Consider the following 21,233-nt stretch of genomic DNA (forward strand, 5'->3'; position numbering starts at 1 on the left):
ATCCAGCATCCGTACAGAGAATCCTATACATGAATTTCGACCAGGCTAAAGCGCTGAGACTTCAGCAGTGGCGCTCGACCCTCGACGACCACGACTTTCGAATGCAGAACCCCGAGGCCCACCGACAGACCCTTCACTTAATGAGCGCTACCCTTCTCACCGAGGGCTTGATCGATGAGCTACAGCAGTACGACATGAACGAAATGGCGAATGCCGCTTACTGGCATGCAGTGGAAGAACTTCATACCTCGCCGGACCGCTACTGCGGCGCTTCTGCATACGACGTTTTGCAGCGCGGCAATGGCAAGCTAATCGGCCGTATTGGACAGTCAATTTTCTATTTCGCAAGCACGCTTGCCGATAGCGCACGATCCTCATACGACGGGAAGATTTACCGCGATGCAGCTGGGGCGAACCTTGTTTTCAACCCATCCGGAGTTACCGCGAGAATTGCCGGGCTTATATTGACGCTGCCTGATGGGCAGCAATACGACCTTGTCGAAACCGGGCGAACACTCGAGGGGATGACCCGCGAGCCGATAGAAGATCCGGACATCTACCGCGCGCTGGTGGACGCCGCCCAAATTGCCCACGAGCGCAGTGATATACGTGCTTTCGAAAGAGTGCGGCCGCGTCTCCACCTGGCCAGGTTCCGCACCTGCCCCGCTTGCCTTGATCGTTTTGACCTCTCTGAAGACTGCCCGACCTGCGCTGGCCGAGGGTTTGTAACGAAGCCGACGACCACTGGTCTACCCTGAATACATAGCCGGAGGGTGTAATCATGTGCGGACGCCTTTCCCAGTACCGGGGCATTCACGACTTCGTCGCGGCGCTCAGCATTCCCAACGCACTGATCAACTATGCCGGCGACCAGCCTTTCGAGCGCTATAACGCCGCGCCGACCACTCAGCTCGCCCTCTTTCACCGAGATGGAGAATTCCTGCGCGCTGACATGGTTCGTTGGGGCTGGCGCCCGCACTGGGCCAAAGACCGCGCCGCGCCGATCAATGCTCGCGTTGAGAAGGTCGCCCATGGCCCATTCTTCAAAGCGATCTGGCCGCACCGGGCAATCATCGCGATCGACAATTGGTTTGAGTGGGTTTACGAAGGCGGGCCGAAGAAGCAGCCCTACCTGATCCGCCATCATGACCAGTCGCCGATCCTCTGTGCTGCGATCGGTCAGTATCCCATCGGCGAACATGAGCCCGGCGAGCATGACGGCTTCGTGATCATCACCGCCGACAGCGCCGGGGGCATGGTGGACATCCATGACCGGCGGCCAGTAACGTTATCGCCGGAACTGGCCCGGGAATGGCTGGACCCAGCCACACCCAAGGAGTGCGCCGAGCAGATGGTGCTACTCCAGGGTGAGCCGACAGAGGCGTTCGAATGGTTCAAAGTCGACCGAGCCGTGGGCAATGTGCGAAATCATGGACCGGAATTGATCAAACCGATCACCGACTCGCTTGCTTGAGGTATACCCAGCATGCCACCGGAGCAATCAGTTTTGACCGCCGTCTCTGGCTGATCGGCTGACTTCCCCAAGCATGATTCAGAGGAGTTTCAAATTTTCCTACCTCTGTAGTTTTCAAGCTCACTTCCTAAGCCAGGTTTTCAACTTACCTTTTCACGGTGGTTTTTAAGCTCACTTCCTAAGCTAGGTTTTCAACTTACCTTTTCACGGTAGTTTTTAAGCTCACCTCCTAAGCTAGGTTTTCAACTTACGTTTTTACGGTAGTTTTTAATCTCACTTCCCAAGCTAGGTTTTTAACTTTCGTTTCCACGCTGCCTTTCAAACTCACTTCCCAAGTTAGGATTTAAACTTTCGCCTCTATCTGGCCTTTAAAATTTGTCGAGAAGCGGATTCCATTAGCACATCACGCCCCCCTCACAGCTAGCTAGAAACGCTACAACCCTTATATTACGCGGCTCACACACACAACCAAGAGAACAAAAAAACAGAACAAACTGGGGACACTCAAAATTATTAATTTTTTCCGCCCCCCATCTTATTGACGTCCTCATTCATCAAGCAGTATCGTTTCTTACAGCAACACACACCCAACGAGCGCACCACCGCATTTATCGCGGCGCTGCCCCCGCGCGAGAAAAAATCATGAGTATCTTGATGCTGCTAACGGCGACAGTTGAGTTTCTAATCAAACTCACAGAATTCCTGCACCTATGGGGTATCGGCTGCCCTGGCTTTATACCTTGTTGATTAAAACAGTCCGCCGAACGCATCCGGCAGCCAATTCATAATCACCAGCTCGCCACTGACCTCGGCTTTCCCTTGGCGTTGATTGGTATTGCTATAGCGGATATCCAAGGTCTCGAAATGAAAACCCTCAAACACCCGCCGTATGTCCGGGTGATCGTTGATGCTGACCATCACCTTACCTTTGCAACGCCGCATGAAGTCGGCCATCCGCTCGTAGTTTTCGAACGGAAAATCGACGCCATAGCCGGCGGTCTGCCAGTAAGGTGGGTCCATGTAGTGGAAGGTGTGGGCACGGTCATAGCGTTCAGCGCATTCAAGCCAGGGAAGATTTTCGACGTAGGTGCCGGACAGGCGCTGCCAAGCGGCCGCGAGGCTATCCTCGATCCGCACCAGGTTGATGGCCGGACCAGTAGTCGCGGTGCGCCGAATCTGCCCGGTGACCGTGCCGCCGATGGGATGGTGCTGCAGGTAGAAGGATCGGGCGGCGCGCTAGATGTCGATGAGGGTTTCGGGGCCGGTCATCTTCTTACATGCGCCACATCGCGCGAATCAGTGCCCAAGCTATCGCTAGCTCACACGAAGCTAGCAAGATCCAGAATATCCGCGGGAGTAAATGTGGGAGTATCTTTTCGGCATGAAAAAGCCCAACCTTTTCAGATCGGGCTAAGTCATTGAAAGATATGGTCGGGACGGAGTGATTCGAACACTCGACCCCTAGCACCCCATGCTAGTGCGCTACCGGACTGCGCTACGCCCCGACTAGGCGTGAATCTGTTATCGCAACCTGCGAAAAACGATTAGAAATATACCCTAAGCGTTTGAATTATGGAAGTATCTGGACAGCCGATTCACTTGCGCAATACCACCAATACATCTTCCAGTTCTGAAATCATCTGGTGGATCATTTGCTTGTATTGCGTGGTGTCGTCCTTCGCCTCATCACTGGACATGCGCAAACGCGCACCGCCGATGGTGAAACCCTGCTCATAGAGCAAGGCGCGGATCTGTCGGATCATCAGCACATCCTGTCGCTGATAATACCGGCGGTTTCCGCGGCGCTTGACCGGGTTGAGTTGAGGAAACTCCTGCTCCCAATAACGCAGAACGTGCGGTTTTACCGCGCAGAGCTCGCTGACTTCACCGATGGTGAAGTAGCGTTTGCCTGGAATGGGCGGTAGCTCGTCGTTATGACTTGGTTCCAGCATAAGCCTCAACTCGGGCCTTCAACTTCTGCCCTGGACGAAAGGTGACCACACGGCGAGCCGTAATCGGGATTTCTTCTCCCGTCTTTGGATTTCTACCAGGCCGCTGGCGTTTATCGCGCAGATCGAAATTGCCGAAACCGGACAATTTGACCTGCTCGTTATCTTCCAGAGCGTGCCTGATTTCCTCAAAGAAAAGCTCTACCAGTTCCTTGGCTTCTCGTTTATTCAGGCCCAGCTCTTCATACAGACGTTCGGCCATCTCAGCTTTCGTCAGAGCCCCCATACGCTACTTCCTTAACGTGGCGTTTAACCTTTCCTCGAGCGAGGTGAGGATTTTATGCGTCGTCGCATTTACCTCATCGTCATTAAGAGTGCGCGATGGATGCTGCCAGGTCAAGCCAACTGCAAGGCTTTTTCTATGCGGATCAATGCCTTTACCCTGATACACGTCAAATAGCCTGAGGTCTGTGAGCCATTCGCCTGCGTTTTCACGAATAACATCCAGCACCGCCGCTGCCGACACATCAAGATCAGCCACTAAAGCGAGGTCCCTACGAACTTCCGGGAAGCGCGAAAGCTCCTGGAATTTCGGCAAACGACCTTGAGCCACTTCCGCCAGCACCAGTTCAAAAACGAAAACCGGACGGTCCAGACCCAAGGTTTTCACCAGTTCTGGATGGAGTGCACCCACATACCCAACTTCCCGACCATCACGCTCAATGCGAGCGGTCTGACCCGGGTGCAGCGCGGGGTGATGCCCCGGCGTGAAGCTGAACGCCTCCAGCGCACCAGCGAAACCGAGCACTGCTTCGACGTCGGCTTTGACATCAAAGAAATCAATCGCATCACGGCCTTGCGCCCAACCTTCAGGTAGACGGCTGCCACAAATGACACCAGCAAGCATTGGCTCCTGCTTCAAACCTTCCAATTGACCGACAAACCGCAGGCCGCTTTCAAACATGCGCACACGATCTTGCTGGCGATTGAGGTTGTACTGCAGGGCCTTGACGAGACCTGGCCACAACGAAGAACGCATGGCGGCCATGTCGACCGAAATCGGGTTGGCCAATAGCAGAGGCTCTACGCCTGGATTGAACAGCTCGAACCATTTTGGATCAATAAAGCTGTAGGTGATCGCTTCCTGATAACCACGGGCAACCAACAAGCGACGCAGCGCAGGCAGATCACCCTGCGCTTCCGCCTTGGCTTGAGGCGCCAGGCGTGCCTGCGGATAACGAACCGGCAGGCGGTTGTAGCCATACAGTCGCGCCAACTCTTCGATCAAGTCGACTTCCAGACTGATATCGAAGCGATGGCTTGGCACTTCTACTCGCCACTGTCCAGCGACTTCAGAGGAAACCTTCAGATCCAGGCCGGTGAGCAGGCGCTCAACCTCAGCCGAATCCATTTCCATGCCCAGCATTTGTCTGATGCGTTCAGCGCGAAGAATGACCGGAGCAACCGAAGGCAGATTCTGTTCGCTGACAGCTTCTACGATCGGACCCGCTTCGCCGCCAGTTATCTCTAGCAACAAGCCTGTCGCCCGCTCCATGGCTTCGCGTGCAAGCTGCCAGTCCACACCGCGCTCGTAGCGGTGCGAAGCATCTGTGTGCAAGCCATAAGAGCGCGCCTTGCCAGCGACCATAATGGTGTCGAAGAACGCGCTTTCCAGAAAAATATCGCGAGTCTTGGCGCTGACGCCACTGTGTTCGCCCCCCATGACGCCGGCAATGGCCAAAGCACGCTGATGATCCGCGATCACCAGGGTGTCAGCACGCAGGCTGACTTCCTGACCATCGAGCAGAACAAGCTTCTCGCCATCTTCTGCCATACGGACGCGTATGCCGCCGTTGATTTCGGCCAGATCGAATGCGTGCAACGGCTGACCCAGTTCGAGCATCACATAGTTGGTGATATCGACTGCGGCATCGATGCTGCGCACATCGGAACGACGCAGACGCTCCACCATCCACAGCGGCGTCGGGCGGGACAGGTCGACGTTGCGCACCACGCGGCCCAGATAACGTGGGCAAGCGGCAGGCGCCAGCACCTCGACAGGACGCACTTCGTCGTGCACGACCGGTACTACAGCCACCTGAGGACGTTTGACTTCAATGGCGTACAACGCGCCGACTTCCCGTGCCAGACCGGCTACCGACAGGCAATCGCCGCGATTAGGCGTCAGATCGACTTCAATGCTCGCATCGTCCAACTCAAGGTAAACACGAATATCCTGACCCACTGGCGCATCGGCAGGCAGCTCCATCAAGCCATCGTTGCCCTCGCCCGCTTGCAGCTCGGCAGCAGAGCACAGCATGCCGTTCGACTCAACGCCACGCAGCTTGGCTTTCTTGATCTTGAAATCGCCGGGCAGTTGAGCCCCAATCATGGCAAACGGAATCTTCAAACCAGGACGCACGTTGGGCGCGCCACACACGACCTGGAAGGTCTCTGCGCCATTGCTGACCTGACACACACGCAGCTTGTCGGCGTCTGGATGCTGTTCGGTGCTCAGCACCTCGCCTACCACCACGCCAGTGAATTCACCGGCGGCCAACGTAACGCTGTCGACCTCAAGACCGGCCATCGACAGACGAGCGACCAGCTCGTCGCGGGAAACTGGCGGGCTTACCCAGCCAAGCAGCCATTGTTCACTGAATTTCATCCTGCTCTCCAAATAGATTCGTTACGGGCGTGCGACCTAGCGAAATTGCGCGAGGAACCGCAAGTCGTTGTCGAAGAACAGACGCAAATCATTGACGCCGTAACGCAGCATGGCCAAACGTTCAACGCCCATACCGAAAGCGAACCCCTGGAATTCTTCAGGGTCTATGCCGGACATACGCAGTACGTTCGGATGGACCATCCCGCAACCCAGGACTTCCAGCCAGCCAGTTTGCTTGCACACACGGCAGCCTTTGCCGCTGCACATGACGCACTGGATATCGACCTCAGCCGATGGCTCGGTGAACGGGAAAAAGGACGGACGGAAACGCACCGCCAGTTCTTTTTCGAAGAACACGCGCAAGAACTCTTCGATCGTGCCCTTGAGATCAGCGAAGTTGATATCGCGATCAATCAACAGGCCTTCGACCTGGTGGAACATCGGCGAATGGGTGATATCCGAATCACAGCGATAAACCCGGCCCGGGCAAACGATGCGAATAGGCGGTTGTTGCGTTTCCATGGTCCGCACTTGCACCGGAGAGGTGTGGGTGCGCAGCAGCATGTTCGCGTTGAAATAGAAGGTGTCATGCATCGCCCGCGCCGGATGGTGGCCAGGGATGTTGAGCGCTTCGAAATTGTGGTGATCGTCTTCGACTTCAGGGCCTTCGGCGATGCCGTAGCCAATATGAGTGAAGAATTGCTCGATCCGCTCCAGCGTTCGGGTAATCGGATGCAGCCCACCCGAGGTCTGACCACGTCCCGGCAGGGTCACGTCAATGCATTCCGCCGCGAGCCTGGCGGTCAGTTCCGCCTGCTCCAACGACGCTTTACGCGCATTGAGAACCTCTGTGACACGCTCCTTGGCGACGTTGATGAGCGCGCCGACTTGCGGACGCTCTTCAGCAGGCAAATTACCCAGGGTCTTCATCACCTGAGTCAACTCACCCTTTTTACCAAGGAAGTGAACCCGGATTTGCTCCAGGGCATTGATATCTTCAGCGTGTTGCACGGCCTCAAGTGCTTGAGAGACCAGCGCATCCAGGTTTTCCATTTACAGACTCCAGATACGAAATAGGGGAAGAGCTTAAAAGGCTCTTCCCCTATTTATGACGTTTAACACCGAACCCGGAAACCGGGCTCGGTGATTGTCGGGGACTTAGGCCAAAGTGGCTTTAGCTTTCTCGACAATCGCAGCAAACGCCGCTTTTTCGTTCACTGCCAGATCAGCCAGAACCTTACGGTCGATCTCAATGGACGCTTTTTTCAGACCGGCGATGAAACGGCTGTAGGACAGACCGTTAATACGAGCACCAGCGTTGATACGAGCGATCCACAAAGCGCGGAACTGACGTTTTTTCTGACGACGGTCACGGTAGGCGTACTGGCCTGCCTTGATTACCGCTTGCTTGGCTACACGGAATACGCGTGAACGCGCGCCGTAGTAACCTTTAGCCAGTTTCAGAATTTTTTTGTGACGTTTACGGGCGACTACGCCACGCTTTACACGAGCCATGATCTATTTCCTCTATTCTTGACCAAAATTAGCAAAGGCGCAGCATGCGCTTCACTTTTGCCACGTCAGACGGATGCAGCAAGCTGCTACCGCGCAATTGACGCTTACGCTTAGTGGACATTTTGGTCAGAATGTGGCTTTTGAAAGCATGCTTGTGCTTGATGCCATTAGCGGTTTTCAAAAACCGCTTAGCTGCACCACTCTTCGTCTTCATCTTTGGCATGTTCGGTACTCCGCATTCAGTTGATAAACATAACCGCAAGGCCTGCCGTGCCCTGGTGGTTACTTCTTCTTTTTCGGGGCGATGACCATGATCAGTTGGCGTCCTTCCATCTTAGGATGCTGTTCGACCGAACCGTATTCAAGCAAGTCACCTTCAACCCGCTTCAACAGTTCCATCCCCAGCTCCTGGTGGGCCATCTCACGACCACGGAATCTTAACGATACCTTGGCCCTGTCCCCATCACTCAGGAAACGTACCAGGTTGCGCAGTTTTACCTGGTAATCCCCTTCCTCCGTCCCTGGACGAAACTTGATTTCTTTAACCTGAATCTGCTTCTGGTTTTTCTTCGCCGCGGCAACCTGCTTCTTCTTCTCGAAGATCGATTTGCCGTAGTCCATCAGCTTGCAAACAGGGGGTACTGCATCGGCGGAAATTTCCACCAAATCCAGTTTGGCCTCTTCAGCCTTAAGAAGCGCGTCTTCAATTGACACAATCCCAAGCTGCTCACCCTCAGCCCCAATTAACCGAACCTCGCGTGCCGAGATATTCTCGTTGATCGGGGCCTTCGGTGCAGCTCGTTTATCTTGTCTCATTTCACGCTTAATAATAATTACTCCGAATCATGGCGACCACGCCGGGAAACCGCTTGAGCGAGAAATTCAGCGAATTGTGCGACCGGCATCGAGCCTAGGTCAGCACCTTCACGTGTCCGCACAGCGACAGTTTGCATCTCGACTTCCCGATCTCCAATCACCAAGAGATAAGGAACCTTGAGCAAAGTATGCTCGCGGATTTTAAAGCCGATCTTTTCATTTCTCAAGTCAGACTTGGCACGAAACCCGCTTTGAGCGAGAGTTTTTTCCACTTCAAGGGCAAAATCTGCCTGTTTATCAGTGATATTGAGGATCACTGCCTGAGTGGGCGCCAACCAGGCCGGGAAAGCGCCTTCGTAATGCTCGATCAAAATACCGATGAAACGCTCGAAGGAACCGAGTATCGCACGGTGCAACATGACCGGGTGCTTGCGACTGTTATCTTCCGAGACATACTCGGCGCCCAAACGGATCGGCAAGTTGAAATCGAGTTGCAATGTACCGCATTGCCATACCCGACCCAGACAATCTTTTAGCGAAAATTCAATCTTGGGGCCATAAAAGGCACCCTCGCCCGGCTGCAGATCATACGGCAAACCAGCGCTGTCGAGTGCGGCCGCCAATGCGCTTTCGGCGCGATCCCACAATTCGTCGGAACCTACACGCTTCTCGGGACGCGTCGACAGCTTGAGCTCAATGTCCTTGAAGCCAAAGTCTGCGTACACGTCCAGCGTCAATTTGATGAACGCGGCGGACTCAGCCTGCATCTGCTCTTCAGTACAGAAGATGTGAGCATCATCCTGAGTGAAAGCACGCACACGCATAATACCGTGCAATGCACCTGATGGTTCATTGCGGTGACAGGCACCGAACTCCGCCAGACGCATCGGCAACTCGCGATAGCTTTTCAAACCCTGATTGAACACCTGTACGTGACACGGGCAGTTCATCGGCTTGATGGCGTAGTCGCGGTTCTCGGACTCGGTGGTGAACATGTTATCGGCATAGTTAGCCCAGTGACCGGATTTTTCCCACAGGGAGCGATCGACCACTTGTGGAGTTTTGATCTCCAGATAACCGTTCTCGTGCTGAACCTTGCGCATGTACTGCTCAAGAACCTGATACAGGGTCCAGCCGTTCGGATGCCAGAATACCATACCCGGCGCTTCTTCCTGGGTGTGGAACAACCCCAGGCGCTTGCCAAGCTTGCGATGATCGCGCTTTTCAGCTTCTTCGATCCGCTGGACATAGGCAGCCAGTTGCTTCTTGTCTGCCCAGGCAGTGCCATAGATTCGCTGCAACTGCTCGTTCTTGGCATCACCGCGCCAGTAGGCGCCAGACAGCTTGGTCAGCTTGAACGATTTCAGGAACCGCGTATTCGGCACGTGCGGACCGCGGCACATGTCGACGTATTCTTCGTGATAATACAGGCCCATGGTCTGCTGATCGGGCATGTCTTCGACGAGACGTAGCTTGTAGTCTTCATGACGAGCAGTGAACACTTCGATCACTTCGGCGCGCGGAGTGACTTTCTTGATGACGTCGTAATCTTTTTCGATCAGCTGCTGCATGCGCTGCTCAATCGCCGACAAATCGTCTAGCGTGAACGGACGCTCGTAAGCGATATCGTAATAAAAGCCTTCGTCGATCACCGGCCCGATGACCATTTTGGCTGTCGGGAACAACTGCTTGACGGCATGACCGACCAAGTGAGCGCAAGAGTGGCGAATGATCTCCAGCCCCTCTTGATCCTTGGGCGTGATGATCTGCAGGCTGACGTCGCCGTCGATGAGATCGCTGGCATCGACCAACTGGCCATTGACCTTGCCGGCCACGGTGGCTTTAGCCAGGCCTGCGCCAATGGATAGTGCGACATCGGCTACGGAAACCGGATGATCGAATGAACGCTGACTGCCGTCGGGAAGAGTAATGGTGGGCATGGCGCCTCCTCTCCTAGTGGTGACCCCTACCAAAGGTCACGTGGGTTGGGATGAGCCAGTACAAGATCCGGTGGTATGCCTGCCTCACAGTGGCAGGAGCCCTAGGGCCAACCGTTTAACCGAACCAGAGTGACTGGAGTGAAAATAAAATAGCTATAGGTGCGACCCGTCGAGAAACACTTGATACGTCGCGGATGTTCAGGCGCCGCATGCTATCACACATGTTTGACAACAGCACTTCAACTTGAACCAAATCGGTTGCCGCGAACAAATGAAATGACCCAGTGAACTTGAGGCGACCAACGCCCCTCAAATATTGAGTGGATGTTGTGACACAGCCCCCTCACTACAAGGAGCATTCAACCATGCGTCTTTATCGCTTACTCACTCTCGCGGCCCCTATCGCCATGCTGTTGCCCCTGGCCGCCCAAGCAGCCTGGCCACCTGGCGCACGCGATCAGTACATGAACGAGTGCATCGCCACCGCCACTCAAAGTGTCGATAAGGCCACGGCCCAGACGCACTGCACCTGCGGCGCGAACGTCATCGAGAAAAAATTCAGTACAGCAGAGACGAAGGAACTAAACAGCCAGACTGCAGAAGGCGGTGCGTTACGTGCGCGATTGCTGAAAGAAATCGATGCGTCCTGCACAACCAAAAAATAAACGTGATGGCCTGGCAAAAATGGAAATCCCCAGTCAATTTCAGCCATTTTCCGACAGTCCAAACAGCAAAAATGGATTTTTTTTACGGGTGGCTGAAATTGGCTGCAAGCAAGATAAATCAAGGCTTCCGGGCGCATTATCCTGTGGCTGGAGCGCATTGCTTTTGTAAACAGTCTTGCGAAAGACTTCTACATCCAAACATTTCGACTATGATAGCTCGGTGTGCCCAGTTGGCCTGAGCAGCACAGTACTACTGAAAAAATTATGTTCTTGGAGATACACCATGTCTAATCGCCAAACCGGCACCGTAAAATGGTTCAACGATGAAAAAGGCTTCGGCTTTATCACTCCTAATGGTGGCGGTGACGACCTGTTCGTACACTTTAAAGCTATCGAAAGCGACGGTTTCAAAAGCCTGAAAGAAGGCCAAGCCGTTTCCTTCGTAGCTGAGAAAGGCCAGAAGGGCATGCAAGCTGCTCAGGTTCGCGCGGAGTAATTTCCCCGGACTAAAAAAACCCCGTCCATGTGGCGGGGTTTTTTATGGGCGAGACAAAGGTCTCGTGCTATCAGCCGCAGTTGACGCGAGTGATGATCGAGCGGTCATCTGCGTTCAGATTCAAGCGATCCGACCTGTATTCCAGCGTCACCATGTCACTGGGCTTAAGCACGCGGGCATTCTGTGCGCCCGATTTGACGCGAGCCTGCTCCAGCAGTTCTGCGGAGGCCTGCTGACCAATGGCAAACTCCGCTGCAGCTGCATTGCATCGACCAGACCCTGCTTCAGCCGCCGAAACCACAGGCGTCTTGGGCTCGGACATACTGCTGCACCCAGACAGCACGAGCGCAGCGAGAACAGAACCCAATGATGCGAACTTCCAAGGCATATACGGCCTCCTCACTAAATAAACATTAACCAGAACATGTGCGACAACGGTTGCGATGTGTTTGTTGCAACGGTTACTCGTTGCCCCGCTCCGACACTGGATCAGTGGAAGTCTGCCCCAGCCGACCGACAGGCGCGCAGCCCAATCATGTCAAAACATTTTCAGTACACGTCTACATAATCAAAACGCGGGTTAGCCCAGTTGTCTTTGAGTGCATTGAATATCTGCATGACCCAGACGCTATCACTGGCCGCCACCGGACCGACGCACCCGGCACCCGCCGACCAGGTCTCCAATCGAAACAGCAGCCCTTCAATGGCAGTGCCACCCACGTGGGCAGATGAAATCCAGGCGATGCCCGCTTTGCTCACACGCAGCTGGTTGTGGACATCGTCGTTGGCTGCAGCGATAAGTTGGCGCACAGCATCAAGGGTAAAGCTAACGGGGTTGTTTAGATCAATTTGCACGTCGGCGTCCTCGGAAATTTGGCGACAAGTTTGGCATGAGCGTCGGCTCATGCCTAAGTCGCAGTGCCAAATGATGTCCGAAATGGTTTACTTACCCGCCTCATTGCAACCGCTCAACGATGGGCGATACACGTGCAATGGCTTTTTCGGACAATACGGGACACAAATGGCAATCGTATCAATCGACGCTGACATCAAGGCCAAATGGCCCCAAGGGCAATGTTCTTACAGCCCGGGCAGCCCGGAAGAACTGGCAATCATCGCGATAGACTTACTGTTCAAGGCATTGGGCACCGCAGGCGCCCAGGCATTCGTCAGCCAGGTCTTCGAAAAATACCCGCACGACCATTCCGCTGCCAAATAGCAGCGAATGAAGACGTGGGGTGACCTGAGAAGGACTTACGTCAAGCGCCCCAAACGTGCAGTCAGCAGGTCGAAGAACCCTTGGGCGTCGCCATTTTCGACCCAGAACACGTTCTTGCCCTGCTTGAGCGTGTCGTACCAATCGGCAAGGGTCTGACCGAAGGTAATGCCTTCGCGACTATCGATGACCACATTGACCTGCTTCCCGGTAAATAGCTCGGGCTTGAGCAGGTAAGCGATCACACTGGCGTCATGTACCGGCCCACCGGGCAAGCCGTAATGCGCCATGTCCGCTTTGACATACTCATTGAGAATGCTGCAAACCAGCTTGCCCGCTTGATTGTTCAAACTCGCGATCTGCTTGAGCCTTTGTTCGCTGGTGAGGATTTTATGGGTCACGTCCAGCGGGATATAGGTCAGTTTGACGCCGCTGGCAAGCACGACTTGCGCGGCATGAGGGTCGGCATAGATATTGAACTCGGCCACCGGGCTCATATTGCCGCCATTGAAATGCGCGCCCCCCATGACCACTACTTCTTTAATACCTTGCGTGATTTCCGGCGCCTGCATCAGGGCCAACGCCAGATTGGTCTGTGGCCCAAGCAGTGCGAGAGTGATGCTGTGCGGGGCTGCCTTGCTCAAGGTTTCGATCAGGTAATCCACCGCATTGCCCTTGGCTATGCCCACCTTCGGCTCATGCACAGCAACACCCGGCAACCCCTCCTTGCCGTGCATGTTCTCGGCATAAATCGGTGTGCGCACTAGCGGTTTTGACGCCCCAGCGTATACCGGCACCTCTTCGCGCCCAGCCCATTCACGTGCAAGCCGGGCGTTGCGCGAGGTTTTATCAAGGCGCACGTTGCCAGCCACCGTTGTGATTGCCAGTACGTTCAGCTCATCAGGCGACGCGAGGGCCAGCAGTAACGCCACCACATCGTCGGCCCCCGGATCGGTGTCAATGATCAGGTCATGCTTTTCGACAGTCTGAACGACAGCGGCACTTGGTAAAGACACAAACATCACGCTCCGTAGTAAGTGCAGGTAATGGCATAGCCGTGCATGGGAGACTTCCTGTTCCGAAAGTGATGCGCTTAGAACGTCACGCCAGCGACCAAAGCAATGTTGGTGTAAGGCTGACATTCGCCTGTACGCACGATAGCCCGGGCCTTGCGACTCAGGTTCTTCAGTTCGTCATGGCTGACAAGGCGTTGCTGACCCAACTCGCCTTGCAAACTCAAACCTTCAATGACCACCAATGCCGGTGGCTGTTTGAGCAGCATTTCCTCGGCCAGCACATGGCTCTCGACCTGCATTTCCGTCAACACGACGCGCAGCACGCTGACAAGGTCCGGGGTTCCTTGTGTGAGTGCAAGATCAATAAGCTCGACACCGGGCGGCACCGGCATTCCGGCGTCGACGATCATGACAATGTCGCCATGGCCGAGGGAGGCAATCAACCGCGACAGAGCGATGTTTAGCAAAGGTGTTTTTTTCATGACTGATGGAAGCCCTGCACGTCATTAAGAGTAGGAATAGAGGGCTGAGCACCGGCACGAGTGACCGATAACGCGCCTGCAATCTGACCAAACCGAATCGCTTCGACCTCACTTTTCCCTTGCGCCAATGCTGCGGCAAACCCACCCACAAAGGTGTCGCCAGCAGCGGTGGTATCCACCGCTTGAACCTTGGGTGCAGGAAAATGCTCGACGCGCTGAGCGTTGGCGAACAGTGAGCCTTGGGCGCCCAGCGTAATGATGACTTTTGCCGCGCCAGCTGCCAGCAGACGGGTCGCGGCAGCTTCCGCCGATGCCAGCGAATCGACAGGTAAACCGCTCAACGCAGCCGCCTCGCTTTCGTTGGGAATCAGATAGTCGATCAGCGAATACCAGTCAGCAGGCAACGGTGCGCTGGCCGGCGCTGGGTTAAGAATGACGATTTTGCCCAACTCGCGGCCGCGTTTGAGGGCATAAGCAACCGTGTCCATCGGCACTTCAAGTTGACAAATGATCACATCGGCTTCAGCCAGCTTCGCATCAAACGCTGCAACGGCATCCGGCGTGAGCCGACCATTGCCCCCGGCCACGATGACAATGGCGTTCTGACTGCTGGCATCTACCACGATCAGCGCAACACCACTGGAAACACCGGCCACCGACGTCACGGCCTGACAATCGATGCGCTCGGCCAACAGGCCTGCACGCAGTTGCTCGCCATAAGCGTCATCGCCAACGCAACCTATCATGGCGACACTGGCCCCCAGACGCGCAGCGGCTACGGCTTGATTGGCGCCCTTGCCTCCCGGCACGATCGCGAATGAGTCGCCCGCTAACGTTTCCCCGGCGCGAGGCAGGCGCTCGGCACGGGTGACCAGGTCCATATTCAAGCTGCCCACTACCACTACTTTTGCTTGCATGCGTCAGCACTCTTTAATCTGTTTCAGCGGAAAGCGTTGAAGATATTGGTTGGGGGCGCCGTGGACTCGCGTAGGACAATGCCGGGCTTCACGATCCGATGCTCGACAGCCGTCGCAGCGGGCGCAGCGATGCGCCGCAACAATACCTCGGCGGCCATTTCACCCAATTTCAGGATCGACTGCCCAACAGTGGTCAGCGCTGGATACACGTAGCGACTCATCTGAATATCGTCGAACCCAATGACCGACAAATCACTGGGGACGCGGATGTTGCGCTCGGCGGCGGCGCGCAAAACGCCAATGCCAATCATGTCGTTACCGGCGAATATCGCGGTCGGCGGATTTTGCGCCAGGAGTTCCACGGCAGCCTGATAGCCAGCGGGACTGGTGAAGTCGCTTTCCACCACCCACTCGTTCGGTACGGGCACCTGTGCTTCATGCATGGCGCGGCGATAACCCGCCAGGCGCATCTGGGCGACGCTCGTTTCCGCTGGCCCGCAAATACAGGCAATATGACGATGACCGAGCTCAAGCAAGTGGCAGGTCGCCAGATACGCACCCAGTTCATGATCAATACGCACCAGATCGGCAACGATGCCTTCCAGATCTCGGTCAACAATCACCATCGGCGTACGCACGGCGGCTAACCCGGCCGCCAATCCGGCGTCGCCGCCCACTGACGAGACAATCAGACCATCGACACGTTTTTCCAGGAGCACGCGCAAGTAGCTGCGTTGTTTTTCCGGGTTATCGTCGGAGTTGCACAAGATCACGCAAAACCCATTGCGCTCGCAGTAGTCCTCGATGCCCCGCGCCAACTCGGCAAAGTACGGGTTGATCCCGTTAGGAATCAGCAGGCCGATGGTCGACGTCGCCTTGGCTTTAAGGGATCGAGCCACGGCACTTGGCACATAGTCGAGTTGAATGATCGCCGCCTCGACCTTCCGGCGGACTTCGTCACTGACCGGTCGCGATTTGTTCAGTACATGGGATACCGTCGTGTAGGAAATGCCTGCCAACGCGGCTACATCTTTGATCGTGGACATATCAAGCCTTCCGACGTGCGCGATTGCTGCGATAGGTATCAAGCACCACTGCGACAACGATTACCGTGCCCGTGATGATGCGTTTGGTCGGTTCGGTCGCCCCGATCTGCGCTAATCCGGCAGCAAGTACCGAGATAATCAGGACACCGAAGAACGTACTGATCACAGAACCGCGCCCGCCCATCAGGCTGGTGCCCCCAATGACGACGGCCGCGATCACCTGCAATTCCAGACCGGAGCCCGCGTTAGGGTCTGCAGCTTCCAGGCGCGAAATCTGAAACAGCGCTGCGACCCCGGCCAACAGCCCCATCAGTGAGAACACCAGAACTTTATAGGGTTTTGGATTGATGCCGGCCAAACGAACTGCTTCTTCATTGGTGCCAATACCGATCAGGTAACGGCCGAACACGGTACGGGTCAGCACGGCCTGGGCGATGAAGATGATCAGCAGCGCAATGATGAAGGACGGAGAGATCCCGAAAGCGACCGGGTTCGATAGCCACGCGAACGCGTCACCGATATAAGCGGTTCGCGACCCCGTCATCTGGTAGGCCACACCACGGGCCATTTCCAGCACCCCGAGGGAAACGATAAACGATGGAATGCGCCAAGCCACTGTGATCGAACCGGTGATGGTGCCCGCGACAGCCGCGCAGGCCATGCCCAGCAAGGCTGCTGGCACGACGCCCCAGCCCCAGCCGAGGATCGCCACACTGACTGCAGACGCTGCAAGTGCCAGAACAGAACCCACCGACAAGTCGATGCCGCCGATGATCAGGACGAAGGTCATGCCCACCGCCAGCACCATCAAGTCCGGAATCTGATTGGCGAGGGTGCTGAAGGTCTCATAAGACAGGAAGTGATCACTGAGCACGGAAAACAACGCAATCATTGCGAACAACGCACCGGCCAGTCCCAGGTAGGTGCCGAGGCCGAAATAATGACTGCTGCGCTTGCCCGACGAAGGCAACATTTGGGGTGTGGCTGAGGTTTTCATCAATTGTTCCTGGGCGCGGCGTCGGTGAGCCGCGCATCACGTTTTTGGTAGCCGGCAAACGCGGCGGCAAGCAATTCATCCTGGGTCCAGGTGTCGCGTTCGAAGGTATCGATCAAACGCCCGGCCGATAGCACCCCGATGCGATCGCAGATCAGCATCAATTCACGCAGATCACTCGACACGACGACCAGCGCCCTGCCCTTGCGCGTCAACTCTCCCAGCAACGAATAGATATCGAATTTGGCGCCAACATCAATGCCTCGGGTCGGCTCATCGAACAGCATCACTGTGCAGTCACGTTCAAGCCAGCGGCCGATGACGACTTTTTGCTGATTGCCACCGGACAGCTCGGAGACACATTGCGCCGGGCTGGCGCTGCGAATGCGCATGGCATCGACCTGCCGCTGGGCCAGGCGCAGTTCATCATGACGATTGACCACACCGCCTTTGGAAATTGCCGGCATATTGCCCAGCGCGATATTGGCGCTGATCGATTGGGTCAGTAGCAGACCTTCGCCCTTGCGGTCCTCGGTAATCAGCGCAATACCCTGCTTGACGGCATCGACTGGCGAACGGATGGTCACTGGTTGCAGGGGACTGCCAATCTCGATACCGCCCGTGTCGGCGACGTCAGCACCATAGATCAGGCGCAGAAGCTCGGTGCGCCCGGCGCCGATCAATCCGGAAATACCGAAAATCTCGCCGCTACGCACCTCGAAAGAGACATCGCGCACCTTGTCTGCGCGACCCAGGCCTTTTACCGCCAGGGCAACGTCGCCTATCTGACGTGGACCGAGGTCGATCTGCTCACCCAGTTCACGCCCGACCATCAGCGTGACCAGTTGCTCGCTGTTGTAGTCAGCCATCGGTTCGATACACACCAACCGACCGTCACGCAGCACAGCAATGCGCTGTGCAACCCGGGCCAGCTCTTCCAGCCGATGGGAGATATAGATGATCGACACCCCGCGGGCTTGCAGGCGAGTGATCTGCTCGAACAGCATCTCGACTTCTCGAGACGTCAACATAGCGGTGGGTTCGTCGAGAATCAGGACATGGCAGTCACCGATCAGGTTGCGAGCAATCTCAATCATCTGCTGATGCCCGATCCCCAGCTCGCTGACCAGCGTGTCCGGGTCAATAGCATCCAGCCCGACCTGAGCCATGGCCTGAATAGCATCAGCGCGCAGTTGCTTGCGATTGATCCAGCCTGCGCGACTCGGCAAGTTGTCCAGGAACAGATTTTCCGCCACGGACAACGTGGGCAGCAGATTCAACTCCTGCATGACCATGCGAATACCCAGCTTTTCCGCCTGGGTTCGACTGCCGGGTTCGTAAGCCTGCCCCTGAAATTGCATCTGCCCGGTCGTGGGCGAGAGCAGCCCGCCGATAATCTTCGACAGGGTACTTTTGCCGGCGCCATTTTCGCCCGTCAGGGCCAGGACCTCCCCGCGCAAAAGCGTCAGGTCGATGTCGCTGAGAACCGGTTGGGCGTAGGTTTTACCGATGCCGCTGACAGATAGAACAGCCGCCTGAGCAGACGCAGACATAACACTCTCCAGGCGCCCGCCACGATGAGCGAACGCTGCATGCGGGAAACTACTGCTTGGTGATCAGTTCAACTGGCGTTTCGATCACGCCATTGGCGGCGCCCTCGACAGTCTCACCCTTGAGCATTTTCAACGCAGTCTGGATGCCGAACACCGCCTGTCTGGCCGCGAACTGATCGGCAGTGGCCAATATGCGGCCGTCCTGCAGCATGGGCTTGATGGCGTTGATGTTGTCGTAACCCACCACTTTTACCTTACCCGCTTTACCTTCCGCACGAACCGCCGAGACCGCGCCCAGCGCCATGCTGTCGTTACCGGCCAGCAACGCTTTGAGGTTCGGGTACTCGTTGAGCATGGCCGAGGCTACGGCGTTGCCTTTATCGATTTCCCAGTTACCCGATTGCGTAGAGACAATACTCATCTGCGCGGCCTCCATGGCCTCTTTGAAACCCGCCGTGCGTTGCTGGGCATTAGTGGTGGTCGAAACGCCTTCGATGATGCCGACCTGATCACCTGCAGCCAACTGCCTGGCGAGGTAATCACCCACCAAGCGTGCGCCTTTGCGATTGTCCGGGCCTACGAACGGCACGCTGATGCCTTTGCTTTTCAGCACATCGGCGTCCAGCTGGTTATCAATGTTAACCACGATAATACCGGCATCCCTGGCCCTCTTGATCACCGTCACCAGCGCCTTGGAGTCCGCGGGAGCAATGACCAGCGCATTGACTTTCTGAACGATCATCTGGTCGACGATAGCGATCTGGGCGCTGGTGTCCGACTCATTCTTGATGCCATTGGAGATGAGATCAAAATCAGCCGAATGCGCTTTCTGGTAGGCCTTGGCGCCGTCTTCCATGGTCAGGAAGAACTCATTGGCCAACGACTTCATCACCAGTGCGACTTTGGGCTTTTCCGTGGTTTGAGCATGCGCAGCAGAAAGCGGCAGGATGGCAGAGGCCGCGGTGAGCATGGCGACAGCGAGAAGACGTGCAGCGAATGGCAGCTTCATGAGTTCACTCCGATCTTATGATTATTTTTGCATTGATTGCGTGCGCGCAAACGTTTGCTTTGCCGGACTATGAGAACGGCAGCTATTTTTGTCAACCGTCACGGCGCGCCGCCATACGAGATAACAAAGTCACGGGGCGCCGTTCCTCTGTTCTGTTTTCGGATAGCCGAACAGCAAAGCTTCCAATGTTCGGAAAGCCGAATACCGGCACACTCACATAAAATAATAAATCGTTATAAATCAGTGTATTAAATCAATAAACACGGATCAATTCTGTTGGTACAGATCATGCTCTTGTCTAGTGCGTCCTGGGTCAGGCGTGCCTGCCACAGGTCCGCAAGGCTCATGAATCAAGCACTGTCATAACAAGAGAAATAAAAATTGAAAACTATATTCCATAGCTTCGTACCCAGCGCCCTTGCCCTGATGCTGCTGTTGCCGACAGGCGTTTCAGCCAAAGAAGCAGAGCAACAACAAAAGCTCGCTAACGTCGTCATTCTTGCCACTGGCGGTACCATCGCTGGCGCTGGCGCGAGCGCTGCCAACAGCGCGACTTACCAGGCGGCCAAGGTCGGTATTGATAAATTGATTGCGGGGGTGCCGGAGCTGAGTGCACTGGCCAATGTGCGCGGCGAACAAGTCATGCAAATCGCCTCGGAAAGCATCACCAACGAAAACCTGCTGCAACTGGGTAAACGTGTCGCCGAACTGGCCGACAGCAACGATGTGGACGGCATCGTGATCACCCACGGCACCGACACCCTGGAAGAAACGGCCTACTTCCTCAATCTGGTAGAGAAAACCGACAAGCCCATCGTTGTCGTAGGCTCCATGCGTCCAGGCACAGCGATGTCTGCTGATGGCATGTTGAACCTGTACAACGCGGTTGCCGTTGCGAGCAGCAAAGAGGCACGTGGCAAGGGTGTTCTAGTGACCATGAACGACGAGATTCAGTCGGGCCGCGACGTCAGCAAAATGATCAATATCAAGACCGAAGCCTTTAAAAGCGCATGGGGCCCGTTAGGCATGGTGGTCGAAGGCAAGTCCTACTGGTTCCGCTTGCCCGCCAAGCGTCACACCATGGATTCGGAATTCGACATCAAGCAAATCAGCACGCTGCCTAAAGTCGATATTGCCTACTCCTATGGAAATGTCTCGGACACTGCTTACAAGGCACTGGCCCAGGCCGGCGCAAAAGCGATCATCCACGCAGGCACTGGCAACGGTTCGGTATCGTCCAACGTTGTGCCGACCTTGCAGGCCTTGCGTAAAGACGGCATTCAAATCATCCGCTCATCCCACGTTAACGCTGGCGGTTTCGTACTGCGCAATGCGGAACAACCTGATGACAAATACGATTGGGTCGTCGCCCACGACCTGAACCCTCAAAAAGCCCGCATTCTTGCAATGGTCGCGCTGACCAAGACCAACGACAGCAAAGAGCTGCAACGGATTTTCTGGGAGTATTGATCATTCC

At 55.7% G+C, this 21,233-nt stretch carries 24 protein-coding genes, 1 tRNA gene and 1 pseudogene; 7 read left to right on the plus strand and 19 right to left on the minus strand.

All coding sequences use genetic code 11. From position 1 onward, the window contains the following. Positions 1-29 precede the first annotated feature (29 nt). Positions 30-758: a hypothetical protein gene (locus K0F75_RS11590; protein WP_219061982.1), complete on the plus strand. Its 729-nt coding sequence runs from the start codon at positions 30-32 to the stop codon at positions 756-758. A gap of 23 nt (positions 759-781) precedes the next feature. After that, complete coding sequence (locus K0F75_RS11595; protein WP_219061983.1) at positions 782-1,474, plus strand: SOS response-associated peptidase; 693 nt, start codon at positions 782-784, stop codon at positions 1,472-1,474. 747 nt (positions 1,475-2,221) lie between these two features. On the opposite strand, the pseudogene K0F75_RS11600 reads toward K0F75_RS11595, so the two are convergent. The 10 genes and pseudogenes from K0F75_RS11600 to thrS form a co-directional block, all read right to left on the minus strand. Beyond that, positions 2,222-2,749: pseudogene (locus tag K0F75_RS11600) on the minus strand (DNA adenine methylase); the annotation flags it as partial. A 153-nt stretch (positions 2,750-2,902) separates the two neighbouring features. Continuing rightward, a tRNA-Pro gene (locus tag K0F75_RS11605) sits at positions 2,903-2,979 on the minus strand. A 90-nt stretch (positions 2,980-3,069) separates the two neighbouring features. Continuing rightward, complete coding sequence (locus tag K0F75_RS11610) at positions 3,070-3,426, minus strand: MerR family transcriptional regulator (protein WP_219061984.1); 357 nt, start codon at positions 3,424-3,426, stop codon at positions 3,070-3,072. Then, the gene (ihfA, locus tag K0F75_RS11615; protein WP_002553164.1) at positions 3,407-3,709 is read right to left on the minus strand and encodes an integration host factor subunit alpha; all 303 of its coding nucleotides are present in this window, start codon (positions 3,707-3,709) and stop codon (positions 3,407-3,409) included. The genes K0F75_RS11610 and ihfA overlap by 20 nt, the downstream gene beginning before the upstream one ends. A gap of 3 nt (positions 3,710-3,712) precedes the next feature. Further along, positions 3,713-6,091, minus strand: a complete 2,379-nt coding sequence (pheT, locus tag K0F75_RS11620; protein ID WP_219061985.1) for a phenylalanine--tRNA ligase subunit beta — start codon at positions 6,089-6,091, stop codon at positions 3,713-3,715. Between the two features lie 36 nt (positions 6,092-6,127). Beyond that, positions 6,128-7,144, minus strand: a complete 1,017-nt coding sequence (pheS, locus tag K0F75_RS11625) for a phenylalanine--tRNA ligase subunit alpha (protein WP_219061986.1) — start codon at positions 7,142-7,144, stop codon at positions 6,128-6,130. 105 nt (positions 7,145-7,249) lie between these two features. Next, positions 7,250-7,606 carry a 50S ribosomal protein L20 gene (gene rplT / locus K0F75_RS11630; protein ID WP_047275143.1) on the minus strand — a complete coding sequence of 119 codons (357 nt, stop codon included), beginning with the start codon at positions 7,604-7,606 and terminating at the stop codon, positions 7,250-7,252. Between the two features lie 28 nt (positions 7,607-7,634). After that, positions 7,635-7,829: a 50S ribosomal protein L35 gene (gene rpmI, locus K0F75_RS11635; protein ID WP_003442181.1), complete on the minus strand. Its 195-nt coding sequence runs from the start codon at positions 7,827-7,829 to the stop codon at positions 7,635-7,637. A gap of 59 nt (positions 7,830-7,888) precedes the next feature. After that, on the minus strand, positions 7,889-8,440 hold the full coding sequence (gene infC / locus K0F75_RS11640; protein WP_172668659.1) for a translation initiation factor IF-3: 552 nt from the start codon (positions 8,438-8,440) through the stop codon (positions 7,889-7,891). Then, a complete protein-coding gene (gene thrS / locus K0F75_RS11645) occupies positions 8,440-10,362 on the minus strand; it encodes a threonine--tRNA ligase (RefSeq protein ID WP_219061987.1) in 1,923 nt (640 codons plus the stop codon). Before thrS ends, infC begins: the two co-directional genes overlap by 1 nt. A gap of 365 nt (positions 10,363-10,727) precedes the next feature. On the opposite strand from thrS, the gene K0F75_RS11650 reads away from it, so the two are divergent. The 3 genes from K0F75_RS11650 to K0F75_RS11660 all read left to right on the plus strand — a co-directional run bounded on the left by K0F75_RS11650 (position 10,728) and on the right by K0F75_RS11660 (position 11,523). Beyond that, complete coding sequence (locus tag K0F75_RS11650) at positions 10,728-11,027, plus strand: hypothetical protein (protein WP_219061988.1); 300 nt, start codon at positions 10,728-10,730, stop codon at positions 11,025-11,027. Next, the gene (locus tag K0F75_RS11655) at positions 11,002-11,196 is read left to right on the plus strand and encodes a hypothetical protein (protein WP_219061989.1); all 195 of its coding nucleotides are present in this window, start codon (positions 11,002-11,004) and stop codon (positions 11,194-11,196) included. Before K0F75_RS11650 ends, K0F75_RS11655 begins: the two co-directional genes overlap by 26 nt. A 114-nt stretch (positions 11,197-11,310) precedes the next feature. After that, positions 11,311-11,523 (plus strand): cold-shock protein, encoded by a 213-nt coding sequence (locus K0F75_RS11660; RefSeq protein WP_219061990.1) that lies wholly within the window; start codon positions 11,311-11,313, stop codon positions 11,521-11,523. A 70-nt stretch (positions 11,524-11,593) separates the two neighbouring features. Here the strand turns inward: K0F75_RS11660 and K0F75_RS11665 are convergent, their stop codons facing one another. Both K0F75_RS11665 and K0F75_RS11670 read right to left on the minus strand, forming a co-directional pair. Beyond that, positions 11,594-11,911: an I78 family peptidase inhibitor gene (locus tag K0F75_RS11665; RefSeq protein ID WP_219061991.1), complete on the minus strand. Its 318-nt coding sequence runs from the start codon at positions 11,909-11,911 to the stop codon at positions 11,594-11,596. A gap of 161 nt (positions 11,912-12,072) precedes the next feature. Further along, a complete protein-coding gene (locus tag K0F75_RS11670) occupies positions 12,073-12,378 on the minus strand; it encodes a hypothetical protein (RefSeq protein ID WP_219061992.1) in 306 nt (101 codons plus the stop codon). 166 nt (positions 12,379-12,544) lie between these two features. Between K0F75_RS11670 and K0F75_RS11675 the strand changes: the two genes are divergently transcribed. Further along, positions 12,545-12,742 carry a hypothetical protein gene (locus tag K0F75_RS11675; RefSeq protein ID WP_219061993.1) on the plus strand — a complete coding sequence of 66 codons (198 nt, stop codon included), beginning with the start codon at positions 12,545-12,547 and terminating at the stop codon, positions 12,740-12,742. A 35-nt stretch (positions 12,743-12,777) separates the two neighbouring features. Here K0F75_RS11675 and K0F75_RS11680 read toward each other — a convergent pair whose 3' ends face one another. From K0F75_RS11680 to K0F75_RS11710, 7 genes are all read right to left on the minus strand, one after another. Further along, positions 12,778-13,761 (minus strand): nucleoside hydrolase, encoded by a 984-nt coding sequence (locus tag K0F75_RS11680; RefSeq protein WP_219061994.1) that lies wholly within the window; start codon positions 13,759-13,761, stop codon positions 12,778-12,780. Positions 13,762-13,832: 71 nt separating this feature from the next. Continuing rightward, positions 13,833-14,237 carry a D-ribose pyranase gene (rbsD, locus tag K0F75_RS11685; RefSeq protein WP_219061995.1) on the minus strand — a complete coding sequence of 135 codons (405 nt, stop codon included), beginning with the start codon at positions 14,235-14,237 and terminating at the stop codon, positions 13,833-13,835. Continuing rightward, a complete protein-coding gene (rbsK, locus tag K0F75_RS11690) occupies positions 14,234-15,154 on the minus strand; it encodes a ribokinase (protein ID WP_219061996.1) in 921 nt (306 codons plus the stop codon). The genes rbsD and rbsK overlap by 4 nt, the downstream gene beginning before the upstream one ends. Positions 15,155-15,177: 23 nt before the next feature. Next, a complete protein-coding gene (locus K0F75_RS11695; RefSeq protein WP_219061997.1) occupies positions 15,178-16,200 on the minus strand; it encodes a LacI family DNA-binding transcriptional regulator in 1,023 nt (340 codons plus the stop codon). A 1-nt stretch (position 16,201) separates the two neighbouring features. Then, positions 16,202-17,197, minus strand: a complete 996-nt coding sequence (locus K0F75_RS11700; protein ID WP_219061998.1) for an ABC transporter permease — start codon at positions 17,195-17,197, stop codon at positions 16,202-16,204. After that, entirely contained in the window at positions 17,197-18,747 is a 1,551-nt protein-coding gene (locus K0F75_RS11705) for a sugar ABC transporter ATP-binding protein (protein WP_219061999.1), read from the minus strand. Before K0F75_RS11705 ends, K0F75_RS11700 begins: the two co-directional genes overlap by 1 nt. A 49-nt stretch (positions 18,748-18,796) precedes the next feature. Continuing rightward, on the minus strand, positions 18,797-19,756 hold the full coding sequence (locus K0F75_RS11710) for a sugar ABC transporter substrate-binding protein (RefSeq protein ID WP_219062000.1): 960 nt from the start codon (positions 19,754-19,756) through the stop codon (positions 18,797-18,799). Between the two features lie 426 nt (positions 19,757-20,182). On the opposite strand from K0F75_RS11710, the gene K0F75_RS11715 reads away from it, so the two are divergent. Further along, positions 20,183-21,226: an asparaginase gene (locus tag K0F75_RS11715; RefSeq protein WP_374028637.1), complete on the plus strand. Its 1,044-nt coding sequence runs from the start codon at positions 20,183-20,185 to the stop codon at positions 21,224-21,226. Positions 21,227-21,233 lie beyond the last annotated feature (7 nt).

Source organism: Pseudomonas sp. UMAB-08, from assembly GCF_900095225.1.
In the GTDB taxonomy this organism is placed as follows: domain Bacteria; phylum Pseudomonadota; class Gammaproteobacteria; order Pseudomonadales; family Pseudomonadaceae; genus Aquipseudomonas.